The sequence below is a fragment of the Pseudomonas sp. BN411 genome (genome assembly GCF_029871235.1).
GTDB lineage: Bacteria > Pseudomonadota > Gammaproteobacteria > Pseudomonadales > Pseudomonadaceae > Metapseudomonas.
In genome coordinates, this window is the sequence record NZ_SSOM01000037.1 from 1 (window position 1) to 17,681 (window position 17,681).

General features: G+C 59.3%; 13 protein-coding genes and 1 tRNA gene. All 14 read right to left on the reverse strand.

Annotation, left to right across the window (positions count from 1 at the left end):
* Positions 1 to 1,148 (reverse strand): elongation factor Tu (gene tuf, locus E8F06_RS04985; RefSeq protein WP_280364816.1); only part of this gene is annotated, 1,148 nt, incomplete at its 3' end.
* A 30-nt stretch (positions 1,149 to 1,178) separates the two neighbouring features.
* The gene (gene fusA / locus E8F06_RS04990; RefSeq protein WP_280364819.1) at positions 1,179 to 3,314 is read right to left on the reverse strand and encodes an elongation factor G; all 2,136 of its coding nucleotides are present in this window, start codon (positions 3,312 to 3,314) and stop codon (positions 1,179 to 1,181) included.
* A gap of 30 nt (positions 3,315 to 3,344) precedes the next feature.
* Positions 3,345 to 3,815: a 30S ribosomal protein S7 gene (gene rpsG / locus E8F06_RS04995; RefSeq protein WP_003448710.1), complete on the reverse strand. Its 471-nt coding sequence runs from the start codon at positions 3,813 to 3,815 to the stop codon at positions 3,345 to 3,347.
* 108 nt (positions 3,816 to 3,923) lie between these two features.
* Positions 3,924 to 4,295 (reverse strand): 30S ribosomal protein S12, encoded by a 372-nt coding sequence (gene rpsL, locus E8F06_RS05000; RefSeq protein ID WP_003448708.1) that lies wholly within the window; start codon positions 4,293 to 4,295, stop codon positions 3,924 to 3,926.
* 147 nt (positions 4,296 to 4,442) lie between these two features.
* Positions 4,443 to 8,642, reverse strand: a complete 4,200-nt coding sequence (gene rpoC / locus E8F06_RS05005; protein WP_280364822.1) for a DNA-directed RNA polymerase subunit beta' — start codon at positions 8,640 to 8,642, stop codon at positions 4,443 to 4,445.
* A 67-nt stretch (positions 8,643 to 8,709) separates the two neighbouring features.
* Positions 8,710 to 12,783 (reverse strand): DNA-directed RNA polymerase subunit beta, encoded by a 4,074-nt coding sequence (rpoB, locus tag E8F06_RS05010; RefSeq protein ID WP_280364825.1) that lies wholly within the window; start codon positions 12,781 to 12,783, stop codon positions 8,710 to 8,712.
* A gap of 221 nt (positions 12,784 to 13,004) precedes the next feature.
* The gene (gene rplL, locus E8F06_RS05015) at positions 13,005 to 13,373 is read right to left on the reverse strand and encodes a 50S ribosomal protein L7/L12 (RefSeq protein ID WP_077525955.1); all 369 of its coding nucleotides are present in this window, start codon (positions 13,371 to 13,373) and stop codon (positions 13,005 to 13,007) included.
* 86 nt (positions 13,374 to 13,459) lie between these two features.
* On the reverse strand, positions 13,460 to 13,960 hold the full coding sequence (gene rplJ / locus E8F06_RS05020; RefSeq protein WP_077525954.1) for a 50S ribosomal protein L10: 501 nt from the start codon (positions 13,958 to 13,960) through the stop codon (positions 13,460 to 13,462).
* A 212-nt stretch (positions 13,961 to 14,172) separates the two neighbouring features.
* Positions 14,173 to 14,868 carry a 50S ribosomal protein L1 gene (gene rplA / locus E8F06_RS05025; protein WP_153917510.1) on the reverse strand — a complete coding sequence of 232 codons (696 nt, stop codon included), beginning with the start codon at positions 14,866 to 14,868 and terminating at the stop codon, positions 14,173 to 14,175.
* Positions 14,868 to 15,299: a 50S ribosomal protein L11 gene (gene rplK, locus E8F06_RS05030; protein WP_003448698.1), complete on the reverse strand. Its 432-nt coding sequence runs from the start codon at positions 15,297 to 15,299 to the stop codon at positions 14,868 to 14,870. The genes rplA and rplK overlap by 1 nt, the downstream gene beginning before the upstream one ends.
* Before the next feature lie 116 nt (positions 15,300 to 15,415).
* The gene (gene nusG, locus E8F06_RS05035; RefSeq protein WP_028630537.1) at positions 15,416 to 15,949 is read right to left on the reverse strand and encodes a transcription termination/antitermination protein NusG; all 534 of its coding nucleotides are present in this window, start codon (positions 15,947 to 15,949) and stop codon (positions 15,416 to 15,418) included.
* Between the two features lie 10 nt (positions 15,950 to 15,959).
* Positions 15,960 to 16,328, reverse strand: a complete 369-nt coding sequence (secE, locus tag E8F06_RS05040; protein ID WP_151131566.1) for a preprotein translocase subunit SecE — start codon at positions 16,326 to 16,328, stop codon at positions 15,960 to 15,962.
* Positions 16,329 to 16,376: 48 nt separating this feature from the next.
* Positions 16,377 to 16,452 (reverse strand) — tRNA-Trp (locus E8F06_RS05045).
* Positions 16,453 to 16,505: 53 nt separating this feature from the next.
* On the reverse strand, positions 16,506 to 17,681 hold a 1,176-nt coding region (gene tuf, locus E8F06_RS05050; RefSeq protein WP_280364809.1), incomplete at its 5' end, for an elongation factor Tu.

A 17,681-nucleotide genomic window follows, 5' to 3' on the forward strand; every position in this document is an offset into this window, starting at 1 on the left:
CCTTCGCGGATCGCGAAGCGCAGGCCATCTTCCATGGCGATCGGAGCGATCAGGGTGACAACCATCTTGATGTTGTCGCCCGGCATTACCATCTCTACGCCTTCCGGCAGTTCGCAGTTACCGGTCACGTCAGTGGTACGGAAGTAGAACTGCGGACGGTAGCCCTTGAAGAACGGGGTGTGACGACCGCCTTCTTCCTTGGACAGCACGTACACTTCGCACTCGAACTTGGTGTGCGGCTTGATGGTGCCCGGCTTGGCCAGAACCTGACCACGCTCTACGTCGTCACGCTTGGTGCCGCGCAGCAGGACGCCAACGTTCTCACCGGCACGACCTTCGTCGAGCAGCTTACGGAACATTTCAACGCCGGTGCAGGTGGTTTTGGTGGTCGCACGAATGCCGACGATCTCGACTTCTTCCTGAACCTTGACGATACCGCGCTCAACACGACCGGTAACCACGGTACCGCGGCCGGAAATGGAGAACACGTCTTCGATCGGCAGCAGGAACGGCTGATCGATGGCACGCACCGGCTCCGGAATGTAGGAGTCCAGGGTCTCAACCAGCTTACGAACGGCGGAAACGCCAATTTCGTTGTCGTCCTTGCCTTCCAGGGCCATCAGAGCGGAACCGATGATGATCGGAGTGTCGTCGCCCGGGAAGTCGTAGGTGTTCAGCAGGTCACGAACTTCCATTTCGACCAGTTCCAGCAGCTCGGCGTCGTCAACCATGTCGGCCTTGTTCAGGAACACGACGATGTAAGGAACGCCTACCTGACGGGACAGCAGGATGTGCTCGCGGGTCTGCGGCATGGGGCCGTCAGCAGCCGAGCAAACCAGGATAGCGCCGTCCATCTGCGCAGCACCGGTGATCATGTTCTTCACGTAGTCAGCGTGACCGGGGCAGTCAACGTGAGCGTAGTGACGAACAGCGGAATCGTACTCAACGTGGGAGGTGTTGATGGTGATACCGCGAGCCTTCTCTTCCGGCGCGTTGTCGATCTGGTCGAAAGCGCGAGCCGAACCACCCCAGGTCTCGGAGCAGACCTTGGTCAGAGCAGCAGTCAGAGTGGTCTTGCCATGGTCAACGTGACCGATGGTGCCAACGTTGACGTGCGGTTTGTTACGTTCAAATTTTTCTTTAGCCACGACAGTAAACCTCTTACTTAAAGGGCTGAATCAACCTTGTTTTTTAACCAGTGCTTCGACGACGTTCGACGGAGCTTCGGCGTATTTGGAGAATTCCATGGAGTAGCTCGCGCGACCCTGGGACATGGAACGCACGTCGGTCGCATAACCGAACATCTCGCCCAGCGGAACCTCGGCACGAATTACCTTACCGGAAACGCTGTCTTCCATCCCCTGAATCAGGCCACGGCGACGGTTCAAGTCACCCATCACGTCACCCATGTAGTCCTCGGGGGTCACCACCTCTACCTTCATGATCGGCTCAAGCACTTTACCGCCGCCCTTCTGGGCCAGCTGCTTGGTCGCCATGGAGGCAGCGATCTTGAACGCCATCTCGTTGGAGTCGACGTCGTGGTAGGAACCATCGAACACGGAAGCCTTGAGGCCGATGAGCGGGTAGCCGGCAACAACGCCGTTCTTCATCTGCTCTTCGATGCCCTTCTGGATCGCCGGGATGTATTCCTTCGGAATCACGCCACCCACGACTTCGTTGGTGAACACCAGACCTTCGGCGATGTTGCCTTTCTCATCCACGTCAGCGGAGGAGAAGCGGATCCAGCAGTGACCGAACTGACCACGACCACCGGACTGACGAACGAACTTGCCTTCGATCTCGACATTGTCCTTGGAGATGGTTTCGCGGTAGGAAACCTGCGGCTTGCCGATGTTGGCCTCAACGCCGAACTCGCGCTTCATGCGGTCGACGAGGATGTCCAGGTGCAGCTCACCCATGCCAGAAATGATGGTCTGGCCGGTCTCTTCGTCGGTCTTGACGCGGAAAGACGGGTCTTCCTGGGCCAGCTTGCCGAGGGCAATGCCCATCTTCTCCTGGTCAGCCTTGGTCTTCGGCTCAACAGCTACCGAGATTACCGGCTCCGGGAAGTCCATACGCTCGAGGATGATCGGCTTCTCGATGTCGCACAGGGTGTCACCAGTGGTGACGTCCTTCATGCCGATCAGAGCAGCGATGTCGCCAGCGCGTACTTCTTTGATCTCGTCACGCTGGTTGGCGTGCATCTGCACCATACGACCAACGCGCTCTTTCTTGCCTTTCACGGAGTTGATAACGGAGTTACCAGACTCCAGAACGCCCGAGTAGACGCGAACGAAGGTCAGAGTACCTACGAACGGGTCAGTGGCGATCTTGAATGCCAGAGCCGAGAACGGAGCATTGTCGTCAGCCGGGCGCTCGTCTTTCGGAGCGTCGTCGCCGTCGTCAATGTGATCCGGGTGGATACCCTGGATAGCAGGGATCTCGGTCGGAGCAGGCAGGAAGTCGATGACGGCGTCGAGAACCAGGGGCACGCCCTTGTTCTTGAACGAGGAGCCGCAGACAGCCGGTACGATTTCGCAGGCGATGGTACGCAGACGCAGGCCAGCCTTGATCTCTTCGATCGACAGCTCACCCTCTTCCAGGTACTTGTTCATCAGCTCTTCGTTGGCTTCAGCAGCAGCCTCAACCATGTTGTTGCGCCACTCGGCGGCCAGCTCAACCATATCCGCAGGAATTTCTTCCTCGCGATAGGAAGTGCCCTTGTCGTCTTCGTTCCAGTAGATGGCCTTCATCTTCAGCAGATCGACCTGACCCTGGAACTCGTCCTCAGCACCGATGGCCAACTGAACCGGAACCGGGGTGTGACCCAGGCGGTTCTTGATCTGGCCGACCACGCGCAGGAAGTTGGCACCAGCGCGGTCCATCTTGTTCACGTAGACGATACGCGGAACGCCGTACTTGTTGGCTTGACGCCATACGGTTTCGGACTGAGGCTCAACACCGGAAGTGCCGCAGAACACAACGACAGCACCGTCCAGCACGCGCAGAGAACGCTCCACCTCAATGGTGAAGTCTACGTGGCCGGGGGTGTCGATGACGTTTACGCGGTACTTGTCGTACTGACCACGCGAACCTTCCCAGAAGGTGGTGATGGCAGCAGAGGTAATGGTAATACCACGCTCCTGCTCCTGCACCATCCAGTCGGTGGTAGCAGCGCCATCGTGAACCTCACCCATCTTATGGCTCAGGCCCGTGTAGAACAGGATGCGCTCAGTCGTGGTGGTCTTGCCCGCGTCAACGTGGGCGCAGATGCCGATGTTGCGATAGCGGTTAATTGCTGTATTACGAGCCATAAAGCCCTCGCAAAAGAATGGATGCCGTAATTAGAAGCGGTAGTGCGAGAACGCTTTGTTGGCCTCAGCCATACGATGCACGTCTTCACGCTTCTTGACAGCAGCGCCTTTGCCATCGAAGGCATCCAGCAGCTCGCCTGCCAGGCGCAGGGCCATGGACTTCTCGCCACGCTTGCGCGCGGACTCAACCAGCCAACGCATGGCCAGAGCATTACGACGGGAGGGACGAACTTCGACCGGAACCTGGTAGGTAGCACCGCCTACACGGCGGGACTTTACTTCGACCAGCGGAGCGATGGCGTCGAGAGCTTTCTCGAAGATTTCCAGGGGATCGCTGTTCTTGCGGGATTTGACGGTATCCAGGGCACCGTAAACGATGCGCTCGGCTACGGCCTTCTTGCCGCTTTCCATCACGTGGTTCATGAACTTGGCGAGAATCAGGCTTCCGTATTTCGGATCGTCCAGAATCTCACGCTTGGCTGCTACACGACGTCTTGGCATTGATAAGCCCTCAAACGGTCTTCAGGTTAGCCCGGGACCATAACCATCTGGTTACGCCCGACCTTACTCTTATCGACTCAATGAATATGAAAATTGATCAGCACCGAATTATTTCGGACGCTTGGTACCGTACTTGGAACGACCCTGCTTACGGTCTTTAACGCCGGTGGTATCCAGCGAACCGCGCACAGTGTGGTAACGCACACCCGGAAGGTCCTTTACACGACCGCCACGGATCAGCACTACGCTGTGCTCTTGCAGGTTGTGACCTTCACCACCGATGTACGAAGTGACTTCGTAGCCGTTGGTCAGGCGAACACGGCAAACCTTACGGAGTGCGGAGTTCGGCTTCTTCGGCGTAGTGGTGTAGACGCGGGTGCAAACGCCGCGACGCTGCGGGCAGTTTTGCAGCGCAGGTACGTCGGATTTCTCGACGATACGGCTGCGCGGCTTACGCACCAGCTGGTTAATAGTTGCCATCTATAGCTCCACTGTTGTCTTTCGACATAAACAAAATGACAGGGCAATGCGCCCTGTCAAATTTAGGGGTGCATGAGTCTAAAGAGACTGAATGCCCCCGTCAAGGCAAAGCCCCCTGAAGGCCAGGGCCTCCAGGGGACATCGCTCTTAGTTGCTGCTGGAGTTCAGCGCTTCGGTCAGCGCCGCTTCCACTTCGCTCGCGCTTACGCGAACCGGCTTGCCGGCTTCACGCTGACGCTTGCGCTCGCTGTGGTAGGCCAGACCGGTACCGGCCGGGATCAGTCGACCCACAACAACGTTTTCCTTCAGGCCGCGCAGGTAGTCGCGCTTGCCGGTAACCGCTGCCTCGGTGAGGACGCGGGTGGTTTCCTGGAAGGACGCCGCAGAGATGAACGACTCGGTGGACAGCGAGGCCTTGGTGATACCCAGCAGGACGCGTTCGAACTTGGCAATGAAGCGATCTTCGGTCGCCAGACGCTCGTTCTCTTCCAGTACCTGGGTCAGTTCCATCTGGTCGCCCTTGATGAAGCTGGAATCACCCGACTCGGCAATCTCGACCTTGCGCAGCATCTGACGCAGGATGGTTTCGATGTGCTTGTCGTTGATCTTCACGCCCTGCAGGCGGTACACGTCCTGGATCTCGTTGACGATGTACTTGGCCAGCGCGCTGACACCCAGCAGGCGCAGGATGTCGTGCGGGTTGCTCGGGCCGTCGGAGATAACTTCGCCGCGGTTCACCTGTTCGCCTTCGAACACGTTCAGGTGACGCCACTTCGGAATCAGCTCCTCGTACGGATCGGTGCCATCGTTCGGAGTGATGACCAGACGGCGCTTGCCTTTGGTCTCCTTGCCGAAGGAGATGGTGCCGCTGATTTCCGCCAGGATCGAAGGCTCTTTCGGACGGCGAGCTTCGAACAGGTCGGCAACGCGCGGCAGACCACCGGTGATGTCGCGGGTCTTCGAGGTTTCCTGCGGGATACGGGCGATAACGTCACCCACGCCCACTTGCGAACCGTCGGCCACGCCAACCAGGGCGTTCGCCGGCAGGAAGTACTGGGCGGGAACATCGGTACCCGGCAGCAGCAGTTCCTTGCCATTGGCGTCGACCAGCTTCACGGCTGGACGAATGTCCTTGCCGGCAGCCGGACGATCCTTCGGATCCAGAACCTCGATGTTGGTCAGACCGGTCAGTTCGTCGGTCTGGCGCTTGATGGTGATGCCCTCCTCCATGCCGACGAAGGTAACGGTACCCTTCATTTCGGTCACGATCGGGTGGGTGTGCGGGTCCCACTTGGCAACGATGGCGCCCGGATCGACCTTGTCGCCTTCCTTGACGGAGATCACAGCACCATACGGCAGCTTGTAACGCTCGCGCTCGCGACCGAAGTCGTCGGCCACGGCCAGCTCGCCGGAACGGGATACGGCAACCAGATGGCCGTTGAGGTTCTCGACGTGCTTCAGGTTATGCAGGCGGATGGTACCGCCGTTCTTCACCTGGACGTTGTCGGCTGCGGAAGTACGGCTGGCCGCACCACCGATGTGGAAGGTACGCATGGTCAGCTGGGTACCCGGCTCACCGATGGACTGGGCGGCGATTACGCCGACCGCTTCACCGATGTTCACCTGGTGGCCACGCGCCAGGTCACGACCGTAGCACTTGGCGCAGATGCCGTAGCGGGTTTCGCAGCTGATCGGGGAACGCACGATCACTTCGTCGACGCTCATGCGCTCGATGAACTCAACCCACTGCTCATCGACCAGAGTACCGGCCGGCACAATGACTTCATCGGAGCCCGGCTTGAACACGTCACGGGCAATGACACGGCCCAGTACGCGCTCACCCAGAGGCTCGACCACGTCGCCGCCTTCGATGTGCGGGGTCATCAGCAGACCGTGCTCGGTGCCGCAATCAACCTCGGTCACTACCAGGTCCTGGGCGACGTCGACCAGACGACGAGTCAGGTAACCGGAGTTCGCGGTCTTCAGTGCGGTATCCGCCAGACCTTTACGAGCACCGTGAGTGGAGATGAAGTACTGGAGTACGTTCAGGCCTTCACGGAAGTTCGCGGTGATCGGGGTTTCAATGATGGAGCCGTCCGGCTTGGCCATCAGGCCACGCATACCGGCCAGCTGACGGATCTGGGCCGCGGAACCCCGCGCACCGGAGTCCGCCATCATGTACATGGAGTTGAAGGACTCCTGGTCGACTTCCTTGCCCTCGCGATCGATAACCTTCTCTTTCGAGAGGTTGGCCATCATCGCCTTGGACACTTCGTCGTTGGCCTTGGACCAGAGGTCGATCACCTTGTTGTACTTCTCGCCCTGGGTTACCAGGCCGGAGGCGTACTGGGATTCGATTTCCTTCACTTCCTCGGTAGCGGCATCGATGATGCGAGCCTTCTCATCGGGGATGACGAAGTCGTTCACACCGATGGAAACACCGGAAATGGTGGAGTAGGCGAAACCGGTGTACATCAGCTGGTCAGCGAAGATGACGGTGTCCTTCAGACCTACCACGCGATAGCACTGGTTGATCAGCTTGGAGATCGCCTTCTTCTTCATCGGCTGGTTGACGACGTCGTACGACAGGCCCGCCGGGACCACCTGGAACAGCAGCGCACGGCCGACAGTGGTGTCGACGATGCGGGTGTTCTTGGTGATGGAGCCGTCCTTGTCCTTCACGGTCTCGTTGATGCGTACTTTCACGCGGGCGTGCAGGGACGCTTCACCGGCGCGGAATACGCGGTCGACTTCCTGTAGGTCCGCGAACACGCGACCTTCGCCCTTGGCGTTAACGGCTTCACGGGTCATGTAGTACAGACCCAGAACCACGTCCTGCGACGGAACGATGATCGGCTCGCCGTTGGCAGGCGAGAGGATGTTGTTGGTGGACATCATCAGCGCGCGCGCTTCCAGCTGGGCCTCGAGGGTCAGCGGAACGTGAACGGCCATCTGGTCACCGTCGAAGTCGGCGTTGTACGCGGCGCAGACCAGCGGGTGCAGCTGGATCGCCTTGCCTTCGATCAGTACCGGCTCGAACGCCTGGATACCCAGACGGTGCAGGGTCGGCGCACGGTTCAGCAGTACAGGGTGTTCGCGAATGACTTCGGCGAGAACGTCCCAGACCTCGGGCAGTTCGCGCTCGACCATCTTCTTGGCCGCCTTGATGGTGGTGGCCATGCCGCGGGCTTCCAGCTTGCCGAAGATGAACGGCTTGAACAGCTCCAGAGCCATCTTCTTGGGCAGACCGCACTGGTGCAGACGCAGGGTCGGACCTACGGTAATTACCGAACGGCCGGAGTAGTCAACGCGCTTACCGAGCAGGTTCTGACGGAAGCGACCTTGCTTACCCTTGATCATGTCAGCCAGGGACTTCAGCGGGCGCTTGTTCGAGCCGGTGATGGCACGGCCACGGCGGCCGTTGTCCAGCAGGGCGTCGACAGCTTCCTGCAGCATGCGCTTTTCGTTGCGCACGATGATGTCCGGAGCGGCCAGGTCGAGCAGGCGCTTCAGACGGTTGTTACGGTTGATGACGCGACGATACAGATCGTTCAGGTCGGAAGTCGCGAAGCGACCGCCATCCAGCGGAACCAGCGGACGCAGGTCCGGCGGCAGCACCGGCAGGACGGTCAGTACCATCCACTCGGGGTGGTTGCCGGAATCCTTGAAGGCTTCCATCAGCTTCAGGCGTTTGGACAGCTTCTTGATCTTGGTTTCCGAGTTGGTCTGCGGAATTTCTTCGCGCAGGCGGCCGATCTCGTGCTCCAGATCGATAGCGTTGAGCAGCTCGCGAACGGCCTCGGCACCCATGCGGGCATCGAAGTCGTCACCGAACTCTTCGAGGGCTTCGAAGTACTGCTCGTCGTTCAGCAGCTGGCCTTTCTCCAGGGTGGTCATGCCCGGATCGATCACCACGTAGCTCTCGAAATAGAGCACGCGCTCGATGTCACGCAGGGTCATGTCCAGCAGCAGGCCGATACGGGACGGCAGGGACTTCAGGAACCAGATGTGGGCAACGGGCGAAGCCAGCTCGATGTGGCCCATGCGCTCGCGGCGCACTTTGGCCAGGGCGACTTCAACGCCGCACTTCTCGCAGATCACACCGCGGTGCTTGAGGCGCTTGTACTTACCGCACAGGCACTCGTAGTCCTTCACCGGGCCGAAGATCTTGGCGCAGAACAGGCCATCGCGCTCCGGCTTGAAGGTACGGTAGTTGATGGTCTCCGGCTTCTTCACTTCACCGAAGGACCAGGAACGGATCATCTCGGGCGAGGCCAGACCAATACGGATGGCATCGAACTCTTCGATTTGACCCTGGTTTTTCAACAGATTCAGCAAGTCTTTCAAGGCCTTTCCTCCTCACGGACCCGCTACGGCCGGCCTTGACCAGCCGTAGCGTTTTGGGCGTCGCGTGTTATTCGGTTTCCAGTTCGATGTCGATGCCGAGCGAGCGGATCTCTTTGATCAACACGTTGAAGGACTCGGGCATGCCGGCCTCCATGCGGTGATCGCCGTCCACGATGTTTTTGTACATCTTGGTCCGGCCGTTCACGTCGTCCGACTTCACGGTCAGCATTTCCTGCAGGGTGTAGGCGGCGCCGTAGGCTTCCAGTGCCCAGACCTCCATCTCCCCGAAACGCTGGCCACCGAACTGCGCCTTACCACCCAGCGGCTGCTGGGTAACCAGGCTGTAAGAACCGGTGGAACGTGCGTGCATCTTGTCGTCGACCAGGTGGTTCAGCTTGAGCATGTACATGTAGCCGACGGTGGTCGGACGCTCGAACTGATTGCCGGTACGACCGTCGAACAGACGCATCTGACCGCTTTCCGGCAGGTCAGCGAGCTTCAGCATGGACTTGATCTCGCTTTCCTTGGCGCCGTCGAACACCGGGGTGGCCATGGGAACGCCGCCCTTCAGGTTCTTCGCCAGGTCCAGGATCTCCTGGTCGCTCAGCTCGTTCAGGTTTTCCTGACGACCGCCGATCTCGTTGTAGATCTCGTGCAGGAATTCACGGAGCTCAGCGATCTTGCGCTGCTCTTCGAGCATGCGGTTGATCTTCTCGCCCAGGCCCTTGGCTGCGAGGCCCAGGTGGGTTTCGAGGATCTGACCGACGTTCATACGAGACGGTACGCCCAGCGGGTTCAGAACGATGTCCACCGGAGTACCGTTGGCGTCGTGCGGCATGTCTTCGACCGGCATGATCACGGAGACCACACCCTTGTTACCGTGACGGCCCGCCATCTTGTCGCCCGGCTGGATGCGACGCTTGATGGCCAGGTAGACCTTGACGATCTTCAGCACGCCCGGAGCCAGGTCGTCGCCCTGCTGCAGCTTGCGTTTCTTGTCTTCGAACTTGTCATCCAGCATCTGGCGACGGTCGGACAGATAAGCCTGAGCCTTTTCCAGCTGCTCGTTCAGTGCGTCTTCAGCCATGCGCAGCTTGAACCACTGGCCGCGCTCGAGGCCGTCGAGGTACTCGTCGGTGATCTCGGTGCCTTTCTTCACGCCGGCGCCGCCTTCGGCGATCTGGCCGACCAGCGCGGAACGCAGACGCTCGAAGGTAGCGCCTTCGACGATACGGAACTCTTCGTTCAGGTCCTTGCGGATCTCGTCCAGTTGCATCTTCTCGATGGACAGCGCACGGGAATCGCGCTCGACACCGTCACGAGTGAAGACCTGGACGTCGATTACGGTGCCCTTGGTGCCAGTCGGCACGCGCAGGGAAGTGTCCTTAACGTCGGACGCTTTCTCACCGAAGATCGCGCGCAGCAGCTTCTCTTCCGGAGTCAGCTGGGTCTCGCCTTTCGGAGTGACCTTGCCGACCAGGATGTCGCCAGCCTGAACTTCAGCACCGACGTAGACGATACCGGCTTCGTCCAGCTTGTTCAGCGCAGCTTCGCCCACGTTAGGGATGTCCGCGGTGATTTCTTCTGGGCCGAGCTTGGTGTCACGCGCCACACAGGTCAGTTCCTGGATGTGGATAGTGGTGAAGCGATCTTCCTGGACCACGCGCTCGGACAGGCAGATGGAGTCCTCGAAGTTGAAACCGTTCCAGGGCATGAACGCGACGCGCATGTTCTGACCCAGGGCGAGCTCACCCATGTCGGTGGACGGACCATCAGCGAGGATGTCGGCGCGAGCGACCACGTCACCCTTCTGCACCAGCGGACGCTGGTTGATGCAGGTGTTCTGGTTGGAACGGGTGTATTTGGTCAGGTTGTAGATGTCGACACCGGCTTCGCCAGTCTCGACTTCGTCATCATTGACACGAACCACGATACGGCTGGCGTCGACCGAGTCGATCACGCCGCCACGACGGGCCACGACGCAGACACCGGAGTCGCGCGCAACGTTGCGCTCCATGCCGGTACCTACCAGAGGCTTGTCGGCACGCAGGGTCGGCACGGCCTGACGCTGCATGTTCGAGCCCATGAGTGCGCGGTTGGCGTCGTCGTGTTCGAGGAACGGAATCAGCGAGGCAGCAACGGAAACGACCTGCTTCGGAGAGACGTCCATCAGGGTCACGTCTTCCGGCGCCTTCACGGTGAATTCGTTCAGGTGACGTACGGCTACCAGTTCGTCGATCAGTTGACCCTGCTCGTTCATCGTTGCCGATGCCTGAGCGATGACGTGGTCGGCCTCTTCGATGGCGGAGAGGAAGACGATCTCGTCGGTAACCTGGGTACCCTTCACAACGCGGTACGGGCTTTCCAGGAAGCCGTACTGGTTGGTGCGAGCGTAGGTCGCCAGGGAGTTGATCAGACCGATGTTCGGACCTTCAGGGGTTTCGATCGGGCACACACGGCCGTAGTGGGTCGGGTGTACGTCACGAACCTCGAAGCCCGCGCGCTCACGAGTCAGACCACCTGGGCCGAGTGCAGAAACGCGGCGCTTGTGGGTGATTTCGGAGAGCGGGTTGTTCTGGTCCATGAACTGGGACAGCTGGCTAGAACCGAAGAATTCCTTGATCGCGGCAGCCACCGGCTTGGCGTTGATCAGGTCTTGCGGCATCAGGCCTTCGCTTTCGGCCATCGACAGACGTTCCTTGACCGCGCGCTCGACGCGCACCAGGCCAACACGGAACTGGTTCTCGGCCATCTCGCCGACGCAACGCACGCGACGGTTACCCAGGTGGTCGATGTCGTCGACGATGCCCTTGCCGTTACGGATGTCGACCAGGGTCTTCAGTACGTCAACGATGTCTTCCTTGCTCAGCACGCCCGAACCTTCGATCTCGGTGCGACCGATACGACGGTTGAACTTCATGCGGCCCACGGCGGACAGGTCGTAACGCTCGGCGCTGAAGAACAGGTTGTTGAACAGGGTTTCGGCAGCTTCCTTGGTCGGCGGCTCGCCAGGACGCATCATGCGGTAGATCTCGACCAGGGCTTCCAGCTGGTTGCCGGTGGAGTCGATCTTCAGGGTGTCCGAAATGAACGGACCGCAGTCGATGTCGTTGGTGTACAGGGTTTCGATGCGGACAACCTGGGCCTTGGCAATCTTCACCAGCAGGTCGGTGGTCAGCTCGGTGTTGCACTCGGCGATAATCTCGCCGGTAGCCGGATGCACGATGGCCTTGGCGCTAGTACGGCCAAGCACGTAGTCCATCGGGACTTCCAGCTCTTTGATGCCAGCCTTCTCCAGCTGGTTGATGTGGCGGGCGGTAATACGACGGCCCTGCTCCACGATCACCTTGCCGTTCTGGTCCTTGATGTCGAACACGGCGATTTCGCCACGCAGACGCTGCGGAACCAGTTCCAGGTGCAGACCTTCGCCCTTCACGTGGAAGACGTTGGTTGCATAGAAGGCATTCAGCACTTCTTCAGTGCTGTAGTTCAGCGCGCGCAGCAGGACGGTGGCCGGCAGTTTGCGGCGACGGTCGATACGAACGAACACGCAGTCCTTCGGATCGAACTCGAAGTCCAGCCAGGAACCGCGGTAGGGGATGATACGAGCGGAGTACAGCAGCTTGCCCGAGCTATGGGTCTTGCCACGGTCGTGGTCGAAGAACACACCCGGCGAACGGTGCAGCTGGGAGACGATGACGCGCTCGGTACCGTTGATGATGAAGGTACCGTTCTCGGTCATCAGGGGGATTTCCCCCATGTAGACTTCTTGTTCCTTGATGTCCTTGATCGCTTTGTTCGACGACTCTTTGTCGAAAATGATCAGACGGACTTTTACCCGCAGCGGCACGGCGAAGGTCACGCCACGCAGCACGCATTCCTTGACATCGAACGCCGGCTCGCCCAGACGATAGCCGACATATTCCAGAGCGGCGTTGCCGGAATAGCTGATGATCGGGAAAACAGACTTGAAGGCCGCGTGCAGGCCGATGTCACGGAATTGCTCTTTGCTGACTCCCGCCTGCAGGAATTCGCGATACGAATCCAGCTGGATGGCCAGGAGGTAGGGTACATCCATGACGTCCGGCAACTTGCTAAAGTCTTTGCGGATACGTTTTTTCTCAGTGTATGAGTAAGCCATCAGCGTTCCCCAGCTTGGTCACCTGCTTGTTTGGCCCCTCCGACGGGAGTAGCCAGAAAATCGTGCAAACCCCTTGGTTTGCTCCGCCTCCCACTGGAGGTCGGGTCACGTCCCAGGCGGCGTCCGGAGACAACCACCTAGAACGGAAAAAGGCCGGTGGCATAAGCCACCAGCCGTCAGCCTTGCGCGAAGCGCGGAGGCTGTTGACGCAAGGTCGTCGCTTACTTGAGCTCGACTTTGGCGCCAGCTTCTTCCAGGGCCTTCTTGGCAGCTTCGGCTTCTTCTTTCGAAGCGCCTTCTTTAACAACGCCCGGGGCGCCGTCAACAACTGCCTTGGCTTCTTTCAGACCCAGACCGGTCAGTTCGCGAACGACTTTGATCACGTTCACTTTCTTATCGCCGGCTTCGGTCAGGATGATGTTGAACTCGGTTTGTTCTTCAACAACAGCAGCGGCAGCAGCCGGGCCAGCGGCAACGGCAGCAGCAGCGGTAACACCGAACTTCTCTTCCATCGCCTTGATCAGTTCAACGATCTGCATGACGGACATTTCGGATACGGCGTTGATGATGTCTTCGTTGGTCAGAGCCATGACTCTAATTCCTGTATAGGTGGACAGCCTATGCGGCCATCAAAATTTTGAAAGATTCAGCTTGAAAGAGGGTTATGCGGCCTGGATCAGGCAGCAGCGCCTTCTTTCTGGTCGCGAATTGCCGCCAGAGTACGAGCCAGCTTGCTGGTAGCGCCTTGGATAACGCTCATCAGCTGTGCAACGGCTTCGTTGTAGGTCGGCAGGGTCGCCAGTACGTCGATCTGATTGGCTGCGAGGAACTGGCCCTCGAATGCAGCGGCCTTGATCTCGAACTTGTCCTGACCCTTGGCGAAATCCTTGAAGATACGAGCAGCAGCGCCCGGATGTTCATTGGAGAACGCGATCAGGGTCGGGCCTTTGAACACGTCGTTGAGCACTTCGAACTGAGTGCCAGCAACGGCGCGGCGAGCCAGGGTGTTACGCACGACACGCACGTACACACCAGCCTCGCGGGCCTCTTTACGGAGTCCGGTCATAGCGGCTACGGTCACGCCACGGGCATCAGCCACGACAGCGGACAGGCCAGCTTTGGCAGCCTCGTTGACTTCAGCGACGATGGCCTTCTTGTCTTCGAGTTTAATTGCCACGGGTCTAACTCCTGGATGTTACCGTTTCGTCCAGCCGGAGCCGGACGGCGTTTTGGTGTCTGATTCGGTAAACGAATCGGGAGCACCATCTGCGTAGGCTCGGAAATCGCTTCCCGGTTTGAGGCTTGCGCCGCCTACGGTCTTGGATAGCCCCCGCCAGGCAGGGACCCCAATACCTGGCGCGACGAACGAATTCGCCGCGCCTTTATCACTTAGCCTTCGAGGGAAGCCTGATCGATCTGCAGACCCGGGCCCATGGTGGTGCTCAGGGTCACGCGCTTCAGGTACACACCCTTGGAGGTGGACGGCTTCAGGCGCTTCAGGTCAGCCAGCAGGGCTTCCACGTTCTGCTTCAGCTTGATCGGCTCGAAGTCGACCTTGCCAACGGAGGCGTGGATGATGCCGTTCTTGTCGGTACGGAAACGTACCTGACCAGCTTTGGCGTTCTTGACAGCGGTAGCAACGTCCGGAGTAACGGTGCCGACTTTCGGGTTCGGCATCAGGCCGCGCGGACCGAGGATCTGGCCCAGCTGGCCCACGACACGCATCGCGTCCGGGGAGGCGATAACTACGTCGTAGTTCAGGTCGCCGGCTTTCATCTCGGCAGCGAGCTCGTCCATGCCAACTTTCTCGGCGCCGGCAGCCAGAGCAGCTTCAGCAGCCGGGCCCTGGGTGAACACGGCAACGCGGACGCTCTTGCCAGTACCGTTCGGCAGAACGGTGGCACCGCGAACGACCTGGTCGGATTTACGCGGATCGACGCCCAGGTTGATGGAGACGTCCACGGACTCTTTGAACTTGGAGGTCGCCAGCTCAGCCAGCAGTTTGGCGGCGTCTTCGAAGCCGTACTGTTTGCCAGCTTCTACTTTCTCGGCGATTGCCTTTTGGCGCTTGGTCAGCTTAGCCATTACACACCCTCCACGTTCAGGCCCATGCTACGAGCGGAACCGGCGATGCTACGCACGGCCGCGTCCAGGTCAGCTGCAGTGAGATCAGCCTTCTTGGCTTTGGCGATCTCTTCCAGCTGAGCACGGGTAACGGTGCCTACTTTCTGGGTGTTCGGACGCGGCGAGCCACTGGCGATGCCGGCCGCTTTTTTCAGCAGCACGGAAGCCGGGGTGCTCTTGGTCTCAAAGGTGAAGCTGCGGTCGCTGTATACGGTGATGATCACGGGAGTCGGCAGACCCGGCTCGAGGCCCTGGGTCTTGGCGTTGAACGCCTTGCAGAATTCCATGATGTTCACGCCGTGTTGACCCAGAGCGGGGCCGACCGGCGGCGACGGGTTGGCCTGACCGGCCTTCACTTGCAGCTTGATATAAGCTTGAATCTTCTTAGCCATGTATAACTCCAGTTACGGGTTCTAGCGCCCGAAGGCTCCCCGATTGCTTTCGCGTTTATCCCAGTGACGACAAAACCCCGCAACCTAGGGCTGCGGGGTTGGGATGCCATTGTCAGTTAAGCCTTCTCGACCTGACTGAACTCCAGCTCTACCGGCGTAGAGCGGCCGAAGATGAGCACGGCCACTTGGATCCGGCTCTTCTCGTAGTTGACTTCTTCGACGACACCATTGAAGTCCGCAAACGGACCATCGATGACTCGAACAGTTTCACCCGGCTCGAACAGAGTCTTCGGCTTCGGCTTGTCACCGCTGTCGGCAACGCGACGCAGGATGGCCTCAGCTTCTTTCTCAGTAATCGGCGCAGGCTTGTCGGCAGTACCGCCGATGAAACCCATGACGCGCGGCGTATCCTTGATCAGGTGCCAAGTCGCCTCATTCATTTCCATCTGGACCAGCACATAACCAGGGAAGAACTTACGCTCGCTCTTGCGCTTCTGGCCATTGCGCATTTCCACCACTTCTTCAGTGGGAACCAGAATTTCGCCGAACTCGTCTTCCATGCCAGCCAGCTTGACGCGCTCGATCAGCGAGCGCATGACATGCTTCTCGTAACCCGAGTAAGCATGCACAACGTACCAACGCTTAGCCACGGCGCACCTATTAACCAACAATCAACGAAACAAGCCAGCCGAGCAGGGTATCAAGCCCCCACAACAGCAGCGCCATTACCAGCACGACAGCCACAACAATCAGAGTGGTCTGGGTGGTTTCCTGACGGGTCGGCCAAACAACCTTGCGGATTTCTGCGCGCGCTTCCTTGGCAAGAACAAAGAAAGCCTGACCCTTGGCAGTCTGCAGGGCCACAACAGCAGCAACAGCAGCAAGAGCGAGCAGCGCGAGGACACGGTACAGGATCGGCTCAGCGGAGAAATACTGATTGCCGACCACACCAACAGCGACAAGAGCCACCACAACGACCCACTTCAGAACGTCGAAGCGTGTTTCTTTGGCTTCAGCCTTGGCATTCATCAGCTAGGATCCTGTGAGGAGAAATGCCAGATTCTCTTTCTTGGAATCTGGCAGGCCAGGAGGGAATCGAACCCCCAACCTGCGGTTTTGGAGACCGCCGCTCTGCCAATTGAGCTACTGGCCTGTAACAAAGTCAGGCCGACCATTATGCCGGCCTGACAGACCAAGATCAAGTCGTTATTCGATGATCTTGGCTACAACGCCGGCACCAACGGTACGGCCACCTTCGCGGATCGCGAAGCGCAGGCCATCTTCCATGGCGATCGGAGCGATCAGGGTGACAACCATCTTGATGTTGTCGCCCGGCATTACCATCTCTACGCCTTCCGGCAGTTCGCAGTTACCGGTCACGTCAGTGGTACGGAAGTAGAACTGCGGACGGTAGCCCTTGAAGAACGGGGTGTGACGACCGCCTTCTTCCTTGGACAGCACGTACACTTCGCACTCGAACTTGGTGTGCGGCTTGATGGTGCCCGGCTTGGCCAGAACCTGACCACGCTCTACGTCGTCACGCTTGGTGCCGCGCAGCAGGACGCCAACGTTCTCACCGGCACGACCTTCGTCGAGCAGCTTACGGAACATTTCAACGCCGGTGCAGGTGGTTTTGGTGGTCGCACGAATGCCGACGATCTCGACTTCTTCCTGAACCTTGACGATACCGCGCTCAACACGACCGGTAACCACGGTACCGCGGCCGGAAATGGAGAACACGTCTTCGATCGGCAGCAGGAACGGCTGATCGATGGCACGCACCGGCTCCGGAATGTAGGAGTCCAGGGTCTCAACCAGCTTACGAACGGCGGAAACGCCAATTTCGTTGTCGTCCTTGCCTTCCAGGGCCATCAGAGCGGAACCGATGATGATCGGAGTGTCGTCGCCCGGGAAGTCGTAGGTGTTCAGCAGGTCACGAACTTCCATTTCGACCAGTTCCAGCAGCTCGGCGTCGTCAACCATGTCGGCCTTGTTCAGGAACACGACGATGTAAGGAACGCCTACCTGACGGGACAGCAGGATGTGCTCGCGGGTCTGCGGCATGGGGCCGTCAGCAGCCGAGCAAACCAGGATAGCGCCGTCCATCTGCGCAGCACCGGTGATCATGTTCTTCACGTAGTCAGCGTGACCGGGGCAGTCAACGTGAGCGTAGTGACGAACAGCGGAATCGTACTCAACGTGGGAGGTGTTGATGGTGATACCGCGAGCCTTCTCTTCCGGCGCGTTGTCGATCTGGTCGAAAGCGCGAGCCGAACCACCCCAGGTCTCGGAGCAGACCTTGGTCAGAGCAGCAGTCAGAGTGGTCTTGCCATGGTCAACGTGACCGATGGTGCCAACGTTGACGTGCGGTTTGTTACGTTC